Source organism: Pseudoflavitalea rhizosphaerae, assembly GCF_003991355.1.
In the GTDB taxonomy this organism is placed as follows: domain Bacteria; phylum Bacteroidota; class Bacteroidia; order Chitinophagales; family Chitinophagaceae; genus Pseudobacter; species Pseudobacter rhizosphaerae.
The window spans coordinates 1-17,194 of sequence record NZ_RCSU01000012.1; the positions used below are offsets into that span (position 1 = coordinate 1).

The 17,194-nt window shown below is 47.2% G+C and carries 15 protein-coding genes; 2 read left to right on the top strand and 13 right to left on the bottom strand.

Going from position 1 to position 17,194, the window contains the following annotated elements; genetic code table 11:
- Positions 1-55: 55 nt before the first annotated feature.
- Genes D9Y29_RS19250 through D9Y29_RS19270 form a run of 5 tightly spaced genes read right to left on the bottom strand, consistent with a single transcriptional unit; the run spans position 56 to position 5,161 of the window.
- Positions 56-583 carry a hypothetical protein gene (locus D9Y29_RS19250; RefSeq protein ID WP_127131280.1) on the bottom strand — a complete coding sequence of 176 codons (528 nt, stop codon included), beginning with the start codon at positions 581-583 and terminating at the stop codon, positions 56-58.
- A gap of 38 nt (positions 584-621) precedes the next feature.
- Positions 622-1,221, bottom strand: a complete 600-nt coding sequence (locus D9Y29_RS19255) for a glutathione peroxidase (protein ID WP_127131282.1) — start codon at positions 1,219-1,221, stop codon at positions 622-624.
- 31 nt (positions 1,222-1,252) lie between these two features.
- On the bottom strand, positions 1,253-2,635 hold the full coding sequence (locus tag D9Y29_RS19260; protein WP_127131283.1) for an aldehyde dehydrogenase family protein: 1,383 nt from the start codon (positions 2,633-2,635) through the stop codon (positions 1,253-1,255).
- A gap of 20 nt (positions 2,636-2,655) precedes the next feature.
- Complete coding sequence (locus tag D9Y29_RS19265) at positions 2,656-3,807, bottom strand: glycerate kinase (protein WP_127131285.1); 1,152 nt, start codon at positions 3,805-3,807, stop codon at positions 2,656-2,658.
- 4 nt (positions 3,808-3,811) lie between these two features.
- Positions 3,812-5,161 carry a GntP family permease gene (locus tag D9Y29_RS19270; protein WP_127131287.1) on the bottom strand — a complete coding sequence of 450 codons (1,350 nt, stop codon included), beginning with the start codon at positions 5,159-5,161 and terminating at the stop codon, positions 3,812-3,814.
- A gap of 183 nt (positions 5,162-5,344) precedes the next feature.
- On the opposite strand from D9Y29_RS19270, the gene D9Y29_RS19275 reads away from it, so the two are divergent.
- Positions 5,345-5,677, top strand: a complete 333-nt coding sequence (locus D9Y29_RS19275) for a hypothetical protein (RefSeq protein ID WP_127131289.1) — start codon at positions 5,345-5,347, stop codon at positions 5,675-5,677.
- On the opposite strand, the gene D9Y29_RS19280 is transcribed toward D9Y29_RS19275, so the two are convergent.
- Both D9Y29_RS19280 and D9Y29_RS19285 read right to left on the bottom strand, forming a co-directional pair.
- The gene (locus D9Y29_RS19280) at positions 5,573-6,607 is read right to left on the bottom strand and encodes a HEPN domain-containing protein (RefSeq protein WP_127131291.1); all 1,035 of its coding nucleotides are present in this window, start codon (positions 6,605-6,607) and stop codon (positions 5,573-5,575) included. The genes D9Y29_RS19275 and D9Y29_RS19280 overlap by 105 nt on opposite strands.
- Before the next feature lie 9 nt (positions 6,608-6,616).
- Positions 6,617-6,937 (bottom strand): hypothetical protein, encoded by a 321-nt coding sequence (locus D9Y29_RS19285; protein WP_127131293.1) that lies wholly within the window; start codon positions 6,935-6,937, stop codon positions 6,617-6,619.
- Between the two features lie 241 nt (positions 6,938-7,178).
- On the opposite strand from D9Y29_RS19285, the gene D9Y29_RS19290 reads away from it, so the two are divergent.
- Positions 7,179-7,622: a nucleoside deaminase gene (locus D9Y29_RS19290; protein WP_127131295.1), complete on the top strand. Its 444-nt coding sequence runs from the start codon at positions 7,179-7,181 to the stop codon at positions 7,620-7,622.
- A gap of 56 nt (positions 7,623-7,678) precedes the next feature.
- On the opposite strand, the gene D9Y29_RS19295 is transcribed toward D9Y29_RS19290, so the two are convergent.
- From D9Y29_RS19295 to D9Y29_RS19320, 6 genes are all read right to left on the bottom strand, one after another.
- Positions 7,679-9,190, bottom strand: coding sequence for a SusD/RagB family nutrient-binding outer membrane lipoprotein (locus D9Y29_RS19295; protein ID WP_127131297.1), 1,512 nt, complete (start codon positions 9,188-9,190; stop codon positions 7,679-7,681).
- An 11-nt stretch (positions 9,191-9,201) separates the two neighbouring features.
- On the bottom strand, positions 9,202-12,711 hold the full coding sequence (locus tag D9Y29_RS19300) for a SusC/RagA family TonB-linked outer membrane protein (RefSeq protein WP_241237987.1): 3,510 nt from the start codon (positions 12,709-12,711) through the stop codon (positions 9,202-9,204).
- 259 nt (positions 12,712-12,970) lie between these two features.
- On the bottom strand, positions 12,971-13,963 hold the full coding sequence (locus D9Y29_RS19305) for a FecR family protein (protein WP_127131298.1): 993 nt from the start codon (positions 13,961-13,963) through the stop codon (positions 12,971-12,973).
- A 94-nt stretch (positions 13,964-14,057) separates the two neighbouring features.
- The gene (locus tag D9Y29_RS19310) at positions 14,058-14,621 is read right to left on the bottom strand and encodes an RNA polymerase sigma factor (RefSeq protein ID WP_127131299.1); all 564 of its coding nucleotides are present in this window, start codon (positions 14,619-14,621) and stop codon (positions 14,058-14,060) included.
- Positions 14,622-14,962: 341 nt separating this feature from the next.
- Positions 14,963-15,667, bottom strand: a complete 705-nt coding sequence (locus D9Y29_RS19315) for a 3-keto-disaccharide hydrolase (protein WP_127131300.1) — start codon at positions 15,665-15,667, stop codon at positions 14,963-14,965.
- Between the two features lie 11 nt (positions 15,668-15,678).
- On the bottom strand, positions 15,679-17,037 hold the full coding sequence (locus D9Y29_RS19320) for a Gfo/Idh/MocA family protein (protein ID WP_127131301.1): 1,359 nt from the start codon (positions 17,035-17,037) through the stop codon (positions 15,679-15,681).
- Positions 17,038-17,194 lie beyond the last annotated feature (157 nt).

Genomic DNA, 17,194 nt, shown 5'->3' on the forward strand with positions numbered 1-17,194 from the left:
TTAATGACATTGCTCGCCGGGAGGCGAGCGACTGGACGCACTCCAATGGATATTTTTATTGTTTCTGCGGCCAGGCAGCCAGGTATGCAGAGAGTTTTCTCGTGTATTCCTTTGCGCGTTGCGTGGAAATGGTTTCCATCCCAAACAGTAATACACCCTGGATGATCAGGCTGAGTCCCAATCCAACCCAGAATGTTCGTTCTGTCTGCCCGCGATACAGGATCAGCAACGCAATGCCAATTACCACCAGGCCTATTTCTACAGCCTGGTAGATCACAAATTTCCTGTTCACTTCCTGCATTCGCGGAAGCTCTTCAGATTTGAGTTGCTGCGGGTTCATATCATATGCATACACCAGACGGACGCGATCAGCATCGCTTCTCTTGTGAATGGCATATCCCACAATACATTCCAGTAAACCCAATACCAGTAGCGGAACAGCAGCCCCTTTGAAGAGGCTCGTTCTGAGAGCGAATAAGAAGATCAATCCTATAAGAATTGCAATCGCTCCAATGATCAACACCATCAGGGCAGCCTGCTTTTCAGCCAGGAAGTACTTTTCAATATCAGCTTTGCTCAACATGGAAATGGTATTTGAATATGATAGTACGATACCGGCAATTACGCCGATGCTTTCCTTTCCACGGCAGTCACTACTTCATTACTCAGGGGAGATACGGAGGGATCAAAGTAATCAGTCAGATGACCGTTCTCATCCAACAGGTATTTGGAAAAATTCCAGGTGGGGGCCTGTTCATTCCAACCATTCTCTTCTTTATTCGTCAGCCATTTGTATACCGGATGCTGATCAGTCGCGGGCACTACAACTGATTTTTTTACTAATGGAAAGGTAACACCAAAATTGATCTTACAGAATTGTGCGATCTCCTCATCTGTTCCTTTTTCCTGTTCGTGGAAATCATTGGCGGGAAAACCGATGATCTCCAGGTTACCGGAGAATTTCTTGTACAAAGCCTGCAGATCATCATACTGATTGGTATAACCGCAATTGGAAGCTGTGTTCACCAGCAAGAGTTTTTTGCCTTTGTATTGCCCGAGGTTGAGCTCTTTGCCGTTATTGAGTTGCACGCTGAGATCGTATATCGAAGTCATCGGTTGATCATTTGTGTTATGCAATACTTTTGAGTTCTTTCCGGTTGCTTTGGTGAGCTTCATCAGCAAAGGATACAGGAATTTCATGATGCGCTGCCTGATAGTCATACTTGTGGTGTTGTGCAACAAAGTTCCGGGTTTACCGGATGATCTTTTTGAATAAATTCATTTTACCCTTGAATGGTGGGTATTTCATAGCAGGGTCGAACCAGACTGGTGTTTTCATGATGGCCTTCCGGTGTGTGAATGTATCGAAGCCTGTTTTGCCATGGTAGGCGCCGATTCCACTACCGCCTCTCCCGCCAAAAGGCAAATGCGGATTGGTGAAATGCCAACTGGTATTGTTCACACAGCCGCCACCGAAAGAAATATTACCGAAGTAATATGCTTCCTGCTTCTTGCTTTTGGTGAACAGGTAGAGCGCCAGCGGCTCAGGGTTTCTTCCAATGATCTGCAATGCTTCCGATGCATGTTCAAATCCGACCACCGGCAATACAGGTCCGAAAATTTCTTCCTGCATCAAAGGAGCATCCATGGGTACATCATCCATTATGGTGGGCTCGATATAAAGTGAATCAGCATCGGTTTTACCACCATGCAGGATCCGCCCCTGTTGAAGATATGCCTGTATACGTGAGAATTGTTTTGCATTGATGATCCTGCCATAGCCATAATCAGTGGAGGCATCGCCTGAATAAAAGTTGATGATAGCTTCTTTCAAAGCATTTACCAGTGCATCTTTCTTGCTGTGATGCACCAGCACATAGTCCGGCGCTATGCACATCTGTCCGGCATTCGAGAACTTGGTAACTGTAATTCGACGAGCCGCCACCCTGATGTCTGCATCCTCTTCAACAATGGCAGGACTCTTACCGCCCAGCTCCAGCGTTACGGGCACCAGTTTTTCCGCCGCCATCTTATACACCAGTTTGCCAACTGCGCCGCCACCGGTATAGAACACATGATCGAACCTGAAATTATTCATCATCAGTGGCACCACTTCAGCGCCATCTCCTTCCACATACAGAACATATTGGTCTGAGAACACAGAGCGGACCAGTTTTTTCATCACTGATGCTGTGGCTGGTGCATGCTCACTCGGTTTGAGCACTGCACAATTACCTGCAGCAATGGCGCTGATCAACGGAGCAATAAGCAATTGAAAAGGATAGTTCCAGGCTCCCATGATCAAAACCACGCCCAACGGCTCCTGTAGAATATAACTGGATGATGGGAAATTCAGCAGATTGGTGCCGGCAGGCTGAGATTGCATCCATTGCTTCAGGTGTTTGAGATTGTACCTGATCTCGCTGTGAACAAATCCGGTTTCTGTTACCCAGCTTTCTTCCGGACTTTTTCTGAGATCGGCATAAAGCGCCTGATGAATATCATCTTCAAACTTTTTGATGGCTTCATCCAGTGCTTTCAATTGTTTCACCCGGAACTCATAGGTCCTTGTGGCTCCGCTGTTGAACCAGGCGCGCATTTGCTGAATGGATTCTGTGATAGTCAATACTGCCATGCAAGCTGTTTGACTGTAATTTACAGGTTTTTACTTTTTCCGTTTTGCAGCGCCAGCAGATTTCCCAGTTGAATGGCTGTTCGCACGAGGTTCAGCTTTGTGTTGCGAAATGCCTGTTCCAGTTCAGCGGGTTCATTACCAATGGGAAGGATGGCGTCGAAATAAGTTTCCATCACAGGTTCCTTCATCAGTGGCACTCTGCCGGCCAGACCGATCACAGGTATATTTAATGCACGCGCCCTTAGCGCTACTCCATATGGCGCTTTACCATGCAGGGTTTGTTCATCAAGACTGCCTTCTCCGGTGATCACCAGGTCAGCCTGCTCCAATGCTTTAATGAAATTGGTCATTTCAAGGAATTCATCTGTACCGTTCTTCAGTTCTGCATCCAGTAATGTTGCCAGCCCTGCAGCGGTACCACCTGCTGCACCGCCATGTTCCAGGCTTGCCATATCCCTGCCAGTTTGCTTCAGCACCACATCCCTGAATTGTTGCAGGGCAGCTTCCAGCTTTTCCACGTCTTCTTTGCCGGCTCCTTTCTGTGGGCCAAATACACGGGCTGCACCTTGCTCTCCCAATAGTCTGTTCTTCACATCACAGAGAATGATGATGCTGCACTCACGTAAACGTGCATGCGCTTTTGATATATCGACATGGGATAATTTCTGCAAACGCTCGGGCATGAAGAGCAGTTCCTGACCACTTTTGTCGAGGAAACGATAGCCCAGCGCCTGCAGGATGCCCGAGCCACCATCCACTGTTGCGCTGCCGCCAATACATAGCAGGATGGAACTGGCTCCCTGGTCCAGTGCATGAGCAATCAGCTCACCCGTTCCGTTGGAGCTGCAATGCAGCGGATCTCTTTCCGATACCGGCAAAAGCCTTAATCCTGATGCAGCAGCCATTTCGATGATAGCTGTGGCAGTGGAAGGGAGCCAGCCATAAGTGGCTTTTATTTCTTCTGCTTTGGGGCCCTGCACCACCACTTCAACCGGTCTGGCATTGAGGTGTTGCATCAACAGGGTGGCTGTGCCATCGCCTCCGTCTGCAACAGGAAAGAGCTCACAGGTAACCTGCTGATAACTTTGTTCCAGTCCTTCGCGGATAGCGGCTGCCACTTCTTCTGCGTTGAGACTGTTCTTGAATGAATTGGGAGCTATAAGTATGCGCATATGATCAGTTTAATAAGAAAAATGATAAAATGTACAAAACAAGGAGCGTGGTCAATCCCATCCAAAGAGTTGCCAGGGTATACACGCGCAGCATGGAGCGCATATCAAGACCAGAAAATTTCGCGATCACCCAGAAATACGAATCATTGGCATGCGAGATTATCATGGAACCTGCTCCCATTGATAATACCGTGATCAGTTTACCATTTTCCGAATCCAGTCCCAGGGCTGGCAACAGTGGCAGAACAATCGATGCAGTTGTAATGATGGCTACAGTGGATGAACCCTGTGCCGTTTTCAATACTGCCGTGAGCAGGAAAGGAAACAACAGTCCAAGACTCGCAAGCGACTCCATGTTTCCCAGATGTTTTCCCAGTCCTGTAGCAGCCAGTACAGCTCCGAATGCTCCGCCACCACCTATGATCACAAGGATCCCACCTGCTTTTTCGGCACTTTCCGTTAACAGCTTACCAACCTTTTCCCTTTTCCAGTTCCTGCCTGCTGCAAAAGCCAGCAATACACCAATGGATAAAGCCACTTCCGGCATTCCGATTACATTGATTATTGTATGCCAGCCTGTATTGGCAGTTTGTTTCATCACAAAGAAAGAATGCAGCGCAATCAACAAAATGGGAACAATCACCGGCAGGAAGGCCGCCACCACGGATGGCCTGGCAATCACTGACTCCTCAGATTGATGTTTCACAGAAGTTATCTGCCCGTTGGATTCCCCAGGCCATTTCTTTCCGGCATATAACGCCCACCAGTAACCGACCAACATGGCAGGAATGGCAACCAGCAAACCAATACTGATCAGCTTCCCAAATTCAACGCCAATGGTTCCTGCTGCAGCCGCTGCGCCAGGATGAGGCGGCAACAGGCAATGCACTGAATACAGCGCAGTTGCCAGTGTTACAGCCATCACAGACATGGCTATTCCGGTTTTCCTGGCAATCGACTGGTTCAATCCACTGAGAACGATATAACCTGAATCACAGAATATCGGAAGGCCCACAATAAAGCCGGTAAGGCTCATGGCCAGTGGCGCCCGCTTTTCACCTGTTTTACGTAGAATGAAATCTGCCATCACACGGGTACAGCCAGTATGCTCCAGCAATCCTCCCAGGGTTGCTCCCAGTATAATCACGAAGCCTAGTGAGCGCATGATATTCCCAAAGCCATCTTTGGAATGTTTCAGAATATCAGCTACAGGCATTTGTACGCCAACACCTACCACAAAACAGGCAAGTAATAAGGCAAAAAAAGCATGAACGCGATATCGTGCGGTCAGGATAATGATCAGTACTATTCCCAGGATAAGGCAAATCAGTACCTGCAAAAAAGTTGGGGTCATGGAGGCTTATTTCTGAAAAAGATACTTAAATTAACAGTACAAGCCTTAACTGTAGATCAAACTCCCCAAAACTTACAGTTCACTTCCCTTCCACCATGATTTACTGCTCTGCTTCCTGCCGGAACAAGATTTTTCTCTGCAACATTGCAATGTTTGTACTCTCTAACTTTTAAAAACATAAATATGAAATTCAGATCCGGTTCTTTTATGCTCCTGCTGATGGTGCTCACCACCTTTGCTGAAGCGGCACCTAACAGCACCGATCCCATCAGGACTAAAAAAGAAGTGGCTGCCATGACCACTTCCGAAAAGGAAGCAAGGGTTGCCGCCATCATCAAAAGGGTAGAGGAAATCAAAGCCATGGACAGATCGAAACTTTCCGGCTCGGAACGAAAAGAGCTCAGGAAAGAATTAAGATCCCTCAATAAGGAAGCTAAGATATTCGGCAGAGGTGGCATCTATCTTTCCGTAGGTGCAATACTGGTGATCATACTTATTCTGATATTGATCCTGTAAGATATTACCAACAGGTTTTTGCTCCTGCAATTTGCTCCGGCTTCCCCGCCCGGCTTTTTTTAGTTTGCCGGGCCGGGATGGCCAGGGCACAGCAGCTTCTTCCACCATACCAGGCGAGAAGTCTGCATCCGGGCAAAACCTGCGTACCAGCTTTTCCACCCTGCCAGCCAGGACCAGTATCTGTTCTTCCGAGATCACATAATCTTCTTTATACCGGCCATGTATATACGCTTTTTGCAATAAACGGAATAATTCAAGGTCCTCTGCAGTAGCTCGGGGAAAAATACTATTCAATGCATTTCCCATCATAGTAGAATATCGCAAAAGCTTATCGATATTATGTGTACCCGTTCTTAGACCGGTGCTTTGCAACACGAATGACATGCAAGCGTGTTCAGTAGCCTGGTGCAGGAGAAAAGCAGCCAGGCTAAACTGTTTCCTTTCTATGAATTGCCTTGCCCCGGAAAGGAAAGCAACGCTGCGATCATAGCCATTCAGTGCTTGTGTTTCCTGGTTAACAAGGTGTTCCTTTAATTGGTCGTAACCGGGAGCCGGCAGATGGGTGATCCCTGCATTGTACAATAGTGGCGCCTTATTCACTACCTGGATGGCGAAAGCCTGGCCGGCCTTCAACCATTGATAGAATGCTTTTACAGGATGTACAATCAGGTTAACAGGCATGCGAAAACGGTTACGCTGTTCCAGCATATCCTGGATAACATCATCTGACCTTTTCTCTCCCGGCCTCGTGAGCAATAAAAGAAAATATCCTGCAGCAGGTTCCTCTCCATGAAAAAAGGGACGGAAGATGGAATTGACCGGCAGGTTGTCCGTAGCAACTCCCAAAAGATAAATCTTATCGGTGGCCACTGCCTGATGCAGTGTTCTCACCAGTTGATCCAGTGTTGGAGATGGTTGATATTGTAACATAGAACTGGTTTATTCGGATGAATGATTTTTTTTGTGCTGCGACTTACGCATTGATGCAGGCAGGTCTTTACGTACAATCATATAGGCTGCCTCCGACATCAGTTCCAGATTGCGGTAAAAGAACAGCAGATCACTCCGGTCACTGGGAGATTCAAACTGATCACCATCCGAAGTCATTGCTGCTTCTATCCATTGCCAGAGCAGATGACGAATGTCATCGAGATGATAAGTTGTAAAGAACTCGAGGATAACAGCTGAAGGATTCTTCTTCTGCTCCCTGGTCAGACGCACAGGTTTGTTGAAGAACTTAGTTCTTTTATTTTCATGCATAAAATTATTTTTAATGAATGAAAGAGTTTCTTTCAATAAAATTGAAAGGCAAAACCTAATCATGTAGAAAATCTGTGGTAGAAGGTACCTGTGGTCCTGAAGAAACTGGCAACGACCTTATCGTTACCGGAGTACTAACGCTTAATTATACACGCAATTTAGTAATTAATAAACAGACTGCCAAAAATTTTAGCATTTAAGTTTTACACATTCTCACTGAACTGAATCTTACCTTAGCGGCATGTCCAGTACAGACGAACAATATATGCGTCAGGCGCTCCGTGAAGCGCAACGCGCTTATGAAGCCGGAGAGATTCCTGTTGGCGCCATTGTGGTGATGAACAATCGCATTATTGCCAAAGGATATAACCAGGTGGAATTATTAAAAGATCCCACCGCTCATGCAGAGATCATTGCACTTACTTCCGCATTCAATTTTCTCGGCGCCAAATACCTGCCGGACGCTACGCTGTATGTTACTGTTGAGCCCTGCCTGATGTGCACCGGTGCTTTGTTCTGGAGCAAGATCAGCCGGATAGTATGGGGCGCCGATGATGAAAAGAACGGGCATCAGCGTATCACCGGTGAGAACTGGCCCTTCCATCCAAAGACCACCATCACAAAAGGCATACTGAAAGAAGAATGCGCTGAACTGATGAAGAACTTCTTTAAAGACCGCAGATAAGAAAAGCGGGGCATGAAGCCCCGCTAACCAAACATGCTATAAATATACCTAACTGCTCAGGGTTTGTCCCACCACACGCGTCCCTTCAGATCATCTTTTCCATTAAGCCCCGGCTGGTTCTGTACAGCATTGACATAATTCTCACCATTGATGTTCTGTTCCTTTACAGGGTAACCCTGTCTGCGTGGAATGGGTGTGTTATTGTTGTTGGGCGCAGGGGTCAGTACAGGGAATCCTGTTCTTCTCCATTCTGCCCAGGCTTCATAACCATTTGAATAAAGATGTAACCAGCGCTGATAACCGATCCTCTTTAAGGCATCGGCCGGCGTGTAGGCAACTTCAGGTTGTGCCAGGTACACGGCCAATCCGGTGGTATCTCCAACATCAGCTTTGTTGTATGGAATTGGTTCCACCTGTTTTTGCACATCGTCATCATAATCTTCATAACTATTCCGGACCCATTGACGAATTGAAGCTTCAACACCGGCTTTATAGTGTTGTTCAGCCACTGCATCGCCGCCACCGATCCAGTTGATCTTCGCTCCCTCTGCCAATGCAAATTTAACCTGGGCATTGGTAAGGATATAACAGGGAGCATTTTGCGTTCGTATATGCACACCCGTGAGAGAAACTGTTGAAGTGGGCACCTGCCCCACAGCATTTCCATCGAGTCCGTATGGAACGCCTTTATATCCCTTCGAACCATCCTTCACTGTATCTGCAAAAATAGGCAGGCGTGGATCGTTAAGGTCCTTCAAATAATCAACAATGGGCTCGCTGGCCCAATACCAGGCCCGGTTCTGAACGGTGAACACATAGTACCAATAACTTTGATTGGCAGCATTGGGTAGGTGAACAAACACTGCGCTTTCTGCATTATCGTCTATGATATCCGATGCTGCCGCATCGGCAAATTCAGGTTTACCTTTTGCTTCATCGATCTTTGAAAGGCGAAGCGCCATGATGAGCCTCATGGAATTGGCCAGTTTTTTCCAGCTGCTCATATCCCCTTTGAAAAGTATATCGCCTTTAACGGGATCCGCATCACTGATCTGTGCGGCTGCTTCTTTCAGTTCTTTCAGCAGATCATAGTAAATATCCTTCTGACTGGTATAGGCAGGTGTGAAATTCTCTTTTCCCTGCAATGCTTCTGAATAAGGGATATCTCCCCAGCGATCTGTGGCATGCCAGTAGAACCAGGCGCGCAGGATACGGGCCACGGCAATCTGATTATCTTTGGAACCCTCAGTAATGTTGAACTCCTTTGTTTCGAGGATCGTTTTCAGGTTCATCAAGGCACCTGAATAGATTCCGTAAAAATCGAAATTGACAGTCAGGTACCTGCTGGCATCGGTATAAGGTTTTTCCGACCAGTACTGTGCATACAGGTTGGGTGTAGGGGCTTCGAGATATGACGGTATCTGGTTGATAGCGTATGTGAGTAACTGTGAGTTTGCAGCCTTCGCCGGCAGGTTGGGGTTGATATTGAGATCATCTTCAAATTTGGTACAACCTGTTCCCATTACCAGCAATACCGCAATCAGTTGGATGAATGTTGATTTTTTCATGATGGTAATTTTTAGAAGGAAATATTCAGGTTAAGTCCAAAGGATCTTACGGTGGCCAGCTGACCGGTTTCCAGCCAGTTGAGCGATGAAGATCCGGTGGCCAGTTCCGCCGGGTTTAGTCCTTTGGGCGCTTTCTGCCAGATCATGAACGGGTTCCGTGTGATGAGGGCAATGTTCACGCTTTTCACCGGCAGTTTGGCAATCTGCTTGCTGGTGAAAGTGTATCCCAGCCTGATCTCACGCATACGGATATACGAAGCATCGTAACACCATTCTTCATAAACCCTTGTTCCTACAACATTCCTCCAATAGGACCGCGCATTCACATAGGCAGTCACTTCCTGTTTGGTTGAATTGGAAATGCCGGTGATCTTGTAGCCGCCGCCATCAGCCAGCGGATCGCGGATATTCTTTCCTTTATCGTTCATTGCAGCTGTTATGGCATGTTGTCCGCTTTTCACGGCCAGCATCTGCGTCCAGCTGAAAAATTTACCTCCTTTCTGAAAATCGATCACGGCGCTCAGGTCGAAATTCCCAACAATGATGCTATTGGTCCATCCGCCCGTAAATTCAGGCACAGCAGAACCTAATTTGTGATTGGTGCTCCACAGCGGCATGTTATCGTTACCCAACAGGATCTTTCCTGTTGCTGAATCACGCTGATAGCCGTTGCCTACCAGGGTTCCGAATGCTTCGTTCACATTGGAGAGCAGGTACACGCTTACACCTGCATATGTGTTCTGGTCGAGCGTTAGTGTATTGTTGCCAGGGATAAGCTCCAGCACCTTGCTTACATTCTTTGCAAAGTTGAAAGTGGTGGTCCATTTTACCAGCTTAGACTGAATGGGTGTTGCATTGATGGTCAACTCAACACCTTTGTTGCGGATCTTACCGGCATTGATCACATAACTGGTGAAGCCGCTTGGGCCGGGCACATCCAGACTGAACACTTCATCCCTGTTTTCCTGGTGATAGTAGGTAAGATTGAATCCAACTCGGTCTCTCAGGAAACGCATATCCAGGCCAAGCTCCCAGGCCGTTGCCAGTGAGGGCACCAGGTTTGGGTTTTTGAGATTGTCCGGAACATACATGGGAAAGTCCTTGTCGTAAGGATCACCCAGTACAAAGGAGTTGGCGGTTTGATAGATATCGATATCGGAGCCGGCCTGTGCAAAGCTGCCCCTGATCTTACCGTAAGAGAGCTGCGGTATATTGAGCAGTTCACTGAATACAACGCTGGCACCAACAGAGGGATATAGATAAGCGTTGTTATCCAGTGGCAGCGCCGAAGAAATATCCCTGCGCAGGGAGGCATCAATAAAATAAGTGTTATCATAACCAAGGCTCACAGATCCGAATGCGCTTCTCACTTGTTTCTTCCTCAGAATATTTGATACATCGGGCCTTTCCAGTGAATTGGCAATATTGTAAAAGCCTGGCGTTACCAATCCACCAACAGTGGCTTCACGCAAATAAGTGTAATGTTGGGTCATGATATTACCACCCAGGTTGGCCTGCAAGGATACTTTTCCAAACTCTTTGATGTATTGTGAAATGAATTCGTAGTTCATTTCCTTGTTCTCATATTTACCGATCCAGAAGCCAGGTACACCACGCCCACCCACAGCATTTCGTCCATCGATATTTTGAGTGAATCCATCACGGCGCACAAAGCCACTCACGGTCAGCCCGGGAATGATGGTCCAGCTCAAGCCCACATCTCCAAAAAAACGATCCCTTGAATCGTTGGATGGATTTTCATACGCATCGAAATATGGATTGTTCCAATCGATAGGTGTGAGATTATCATATACTCCCTCTGTATTCGGATCGTTCAGGTTCCAGTGATAGATGGTTCCATCGGGGTACCTGTATTGTTTCAGCTTGTTCATGTCGAGGTTGCGCTGGAACCATTGGTACATATTCCTCGATCCAAGCTGCTGGTAACCCTGGGAAGGGCGGATCGCTTTGTTATTGGCATAGTTCAGGTGTGTGCTCAAAACCAGTTTATCGGTTACGTTCAGTGTTCCTGCAAACGACAGGTTATTTCTCCGCAGGTTGGTATTGGGTTCGATACCTTTGATGGAAGTATTGTTGTATGAAAGGCGGAAAGTTGAATTGGCTCCGCCCCCCATAAAAGAGATATTGTTGTTCAGGTTGGTCCCTGTTTCGAAATAGTCCTTGATATTGTCCGGATGCGGCACAAAGGGCGTTTCTTTTCCAAAATCAGGGTCGGCACGATAGAAGCTGTATTGATGTCTTACAGGAGTGCCGTCCATTACGGGCCCCCAGCTTTCGTCCCAGGTCCCGTCAACATATTTTGTTTGCACACCATTGATGAGAGTAGTGGGAAAATTGAGATTGGATCCTGCTCCATAAATATTTTGCAAAGGCATCCAGTTGCCGGGTTTATCGATGGAGAAGGCAGAGCTGAGGCTTACCGTGGGTTTCTTTGCATTCCTGCTACCTTTTTTGGTTGTGATAAGGATCACGCCGTATTGCCCGCGCAGTCCATACAAAGCTGATGCAGCCGGCCCCTTGAGCACAGTCATCGTTTCAATATCATCCGGGTTGATATCCTGCGCCAGGTTACCATAGTCTTTACCGCCCTTGCTTGCATAGTTGCTGTTGGAGATGGGGATATTGTCTACTACAATCAGCGGCTCACCACCACCAGTAACCGAATTCACACCACGGATCTGTACTTTCTGTGTTCCACCCATACTGGCTGCAGAGGAACCTGAAACCTGCACGCCTGCAATTTTGCCACCAAGCGATCCCAGTACATTCTGTTCTTTGGCAATGGTCAGGTTTTCTCCTTTTATTTCCTGCTGAGAATAGCCGAGTGATCGCTGTTTACGATTGATACCGAGCGCCGTCACCACTATTTCCTGCATTTTGTTCTCATTTTCCACCAATTGGGCAGATACCTGGGTTACCTCGTTATCCTTTACAATCACGGTCCTTTCATCGGCAATATAACCAACAGCAGAAATGGTTAATTTGTAAGAGCCTGCACTCAGCCCGGGAATGGAGAACTCACCGTTCTGGTTAGCCGCAGTGCCTTTGTCGCCGGGTTGCACCGTCACGGAAGCATTGGGTATGGCCAGGCCCAGGGTGGTGGTCACCCTTCCGCGGATACTGCCATCGAAAGCGAGCTGCTGCCCTCTCACATCCATTGCGGGGATCAGCGGCGGCGAATAGTCTTTTACTTTTTTGATAATGATATTACTGTTCACCAGCTCATAATGAAGGCCTGTATTATTCAAAAGAAGTGGCAACACTTTGGACAAAGGCATCTTATTCACCCGGAGGTTGATACTGTCGTAGGGCGCTATTTCTGAATTCCTGTAGGTAAAAGGGACTTTGGAAGCCGACTCGATAGTACGAAGGGCTGTTTTCAGGGAAGCATTTTTCAGGTCCAGGGAAACAAAGATCTTGTCGAGTTCCTGGCCCCTGGAATGGCCTGCCATGAGTATCCCATTGATCGTGAGCAGTATAGTCAGTACAAAAATTCTCATGAGTATTTGCTTGTTCAAAAGCAACCTGGCAAACGGTAGCCGTTGATGCATTGAAGCGCCTGCGCCCGCCTGGGCAGGGGCATGCGATTGTGCAGACAAATTCATAGTTTTGGTCTGTTTAATAATTCTGAAAGAGGATTATGTTTAAACGCAGGGCCTTTACCAGGTCGCAACTGGTAGGGCCCTTTTTATTTCCCGTTCTATCCGGGAGCGGAAATAGTTGCTTTCATTTTATTTGATTTTGGATGAAGGTATTTTTTCAGTAAATAAAATACTGACCGTTCCGCTGCTCCATTTTTCTTTCTGTAAGACTGCAAATGATCTGCAATGCCTGCTCTACTCCCGTCTGTCGGTTGAATGATGTTGAAATTCGCATGTTACTCACCGTTATATCCCTTACATTGATCCTTACATTGTACATCCTTTCCAGGTCCGCTACAATATCCATGATGGTTTCATCATCATATACCAAATTACCCTGCTGCCAGGCTGCAACCTGATTGATACCGGACTTCCTGTCTGCAATACCGGCCCCATTGTTGTTCACTTTAACCTGCTGGCCGGGCGTGAGGGTGGCCACTTCTTTATCCAGGTATTCTACTTTTACTTTTCCCCTGCTCACTGCTACTGTAACATTGCTGAGATCATTGTATGCTTTAATATTGAAAGCTGTTCCCAATACTGTGGTAGAGATCTTACCGGTATGAATAATGAATGGTTTATCAGTTGCATGCTTCACGTCAAAATAGGCTTCGCCGGAAAGAAATACTTCTCTTTTTCTTCCTCCGAACTCAGGAGGATATTCCAGTGTACTTGCTGCGTTTAGCCATACCTGTGTGCTGTCTGGAAGCAGGAGATATTTGAATTCAGATCTTTCTGTGGAAGACACCTGAAAACTGGCAGATTGATTGTTAACAGTAGCATGCTCACGGAATAAGAAGAAAATACCTGCCACAGTTGCCGCCAGTCCCACTCCTATCCGGATGGCCCTTCCCCATTTTCTGCCAGTGACCTCAGCTTCTTCCGGTATTGGTTTTGAAAACCATTCAGGTTCCGGTAACACCAGGTTCCCTGATTCATCTACATATGTAACCGAGCCCTGCCCCAATTCCCTGTAAGCATTGCTGATGAGCTGGCGAAGGGATTCATCATGTGAAGCATCGCGCAGCAATGCAAAGAATTCATCAAACTCCCTGCGGGTACATTTATTCTCCAGATACTGCCTGAACAGATATTTGATCCTTGCTTCCATAAATTTTGAACTGTAAGACAGGCTGAAAAAAAGACGCCTGCTCCTGGTAGACGAAACAGGCAGTAGTATGTTCCTATCCGGAACGAATATTTTTTTACAGAAAGAAAATACGCGATGCTCCCGCCAGGAAACGGCGAATGGATTGCAATGCTGTAGAAAGCTGATTCTTAACGGTGTGCCTTGAAATCTGAAGCGTTTGTGCAATCTCCTGGTAGTTCAATCCTTTTTCCCTGTTCAGTTGATAGATCAGCTTTCGCTGTGCAGGCAGACTTTCGATGGCCTTGCGGATGATCTGGTGGTACTCTTTGGTTTCTATCAAAACCTCGGGGTCCTCATCCTGCATCGGAAGGTTTTTCCAGATAGCTTCTTTCAGCCTGCCATCCGCTGCGGCCTTGCGAAGGAAATCGATCACCTTGTTCTCTGTCATCCTGTAAAGCCAGGCTTCGATATTTTCGATGCGGGATAGCTCTTGCCTGCGTTCCCATAATTTGATGAACACTTCCTGGATCACATCCTTTGCATATTGTTCAGATTTGGTGAGTTGCTGTGCGAGCGTATACAACCGGCATTCATGCTTACGGAACAATTCTTCGAAAAGCAGTTCCATAGCCTGTTCATTGATATTCCCGCCGATATGTTGCCTGTTGTTCTCCATCATCAGCAGTTAGTGGTAGAAGGAATCGGTATTACTGTAAGTTAATGGATAGGGACCAATAATACCGCAATCAGCTGCATGTTTTTGCGAGGATTTACTTACTAAAACGGATTTATGCCGCATCTTGATGGTTGACATCAAAATGCACTCCGCCTGCGTTAATGCAGCCGCAAAAAACAGCACTTAATTGGAGAGCTGGCAGTCGCTCGCCTCCCGGCGAGTGAATTTTGTTTAGTCGCCTCCGGCGAGTGAGTTTTGTTTAGTCGCCTCCGGCGACGAAGTGTTCGCCGGAGGCGAACAAATACAGGTCACTCGCCGGGAGGCGAGCGACTGCTCTCCGCTAATCAAAGAGGTTTGATCTTGATATTCCTGAACCAGATGCCGCCTCCGTGGTCCTGCAATGCGATATGTCCCGCCGGATTTTTTCCATAAGCTGCAACATCTTTCCATTTGCCTTTGGCTTTCAGGGTTTCCCATTCCGGTGTCCACAGATCGAAGTCAACCACTTTCTCTCCATTGAGCCAATGCTCTACATGTGCGCCTTTCACAATGATCCTGCTGTGATTGTATTCTCCCGCAGGTTTCGCCATGATCTTAGCAGGCGGATGCATGGCATAATCCGATCCGCTCTTCTGCCAGTCTTCTAACTTCTCCGCATAACCGAGATCATCTATCAACTGGTATTCCGGCCCTGTCTGGTAGGTAGCGGCATGGTCTTCGGAAACCCGGTACATCACGCCGGAATTGGCGCTCTTACCAACTTTCCAGTCGAATGCAAATTCAAAGTCTTTGTATTGAGCAATGGTGATGAGATCTGCGCGATGTTGTACATCTTTTTCTTTACAATGAATTTCTCCATTCACCACTTCCCATCCGTCTGAAGTGGCGTTTTTGAATGGTCTCCATTCATTAATGGTTTTTCCATCGAAGAGCAATTGCCAGCCTTCCTGTTTTTCCTTAGTGGAAAGAATATTGTTTTTTTCCTGCATAAAGCTATTCATACTGGTTAAGGTGATCAGTATTGAAAGTGGTAGGATGAAGCGTTTCATGTGTATGTATTTTATCCGATCAGTTTCATTTTTTCGGGATCCCATTTGATGGCCTTTTCCTGGTAGTAGCTATCGTTGCAAAGCAAGGCAGGCGCAGCAGCACGATACCCGAACACAGTGTCTTCCACTACTGGTTTGCCGCCACGGATGGCCCTGATCCAATTGAAGAGATGATCATAATGTGCGCCCTTGTATCCTGCTTCCGCCTGGAATACGGTGGTATCATCGGCCTTGATCTTTTTACGATCGTAGTCCTTGTCGTATCTTCTCTCTGCAAAATATTTCGCGTATTCTTCGGGAGGCCAGAATTTATTTTTGATGAGGGTCACCTTATCCCATTCCACCAGCATGGCGCCTTCATTACCTACGAGGCGGAGCGAGTTCTCGCCACCGGTGCCGTCTACAAAATTCACGCGAAGCGAAAGATTGAAAGCAGGATGTGTTAACGTTTGGGGATAGTCGAACATCCCTAACAGGATATCAGGCACTTCCCTCCCATCTTTCCAGTAGCGCAATCCTCCTGTGCTCATGATCTTGTTGGGGCCATTGGAGCCCGTGATATAATGAAGACTGGAGAATAGATGAACGAAGAGGTCGCCCGAAACACCGGTGCCGTAATCTTTGAAACAGCGCCAGCGGAAAAAGCGTTTCGGATCGAAAGCGTGGTTGGGTTTATCGTGTAGGAATCTTTTCCAATCCACAGTTTGCGTGGAAGCATCGGCAGGGATATCCCATTGCCAGGCGCCCCCGGGCGTATTACGCGCCCAGAATCCTTCTGCATAATTAAGCTGGCCGATGGCGCCGGCCTGCAGCAGTTCCTTTGCTTTCTCATTACCGAGCGAGCTCATACCCTGGCTTCCTACCTGGAATACCACTTTGTTCTTAGCTTGTGCAGCAATCACTGCTGGTCCTTCGGAAACATCATGTACCATGGGTTTTTCGCAGTAAACGGCTTTGCCGGCATTCATAGCATCCACGGAAATGTCTTTGTGCCAGTGATCGGGTGTACCCACAATCACGGCATCGATGTCTTTACGGGAAATGATCTCCCGGTAATCTTTGGTAGTGAAGATATCGTTGCCGAATTTCTTTTTGGCATTGGCGAGCCGGCCATCGTAGAGGTCACAGGCAGCTACCAGTTTTACGCCTGGTATGCTCACAGCTGTTTCCGCATCTCCGGTGCCCATTCCTCCTGCGCCGATCAGCGCGATCTGCACAGTATTGTTGGGCGATTCATATTTCCTGGCCAGCAATTCTGTTTGGGGATAATTATCAGCAGCTTTCGCTATTCCGGGGATCAGAGCGGATGCGGCTACACTTTTACTGAGCTTTTGGATAAAGGCTCGTCTCGCATGGGTAGGTTTGCTCATGTGTGATGTAGTCTGGTTGGGTGAAATGGTTAGATTGAACGGAAGGTAATTTACAATAAAATGGTGAGTTGATGGCAGCTAAATGATCAGAGTTGGTCAATCCGGCAATGGCCCGTAAATTTGTTACCCTGTAAGCTTTGAGCGAAAGATTATCTTA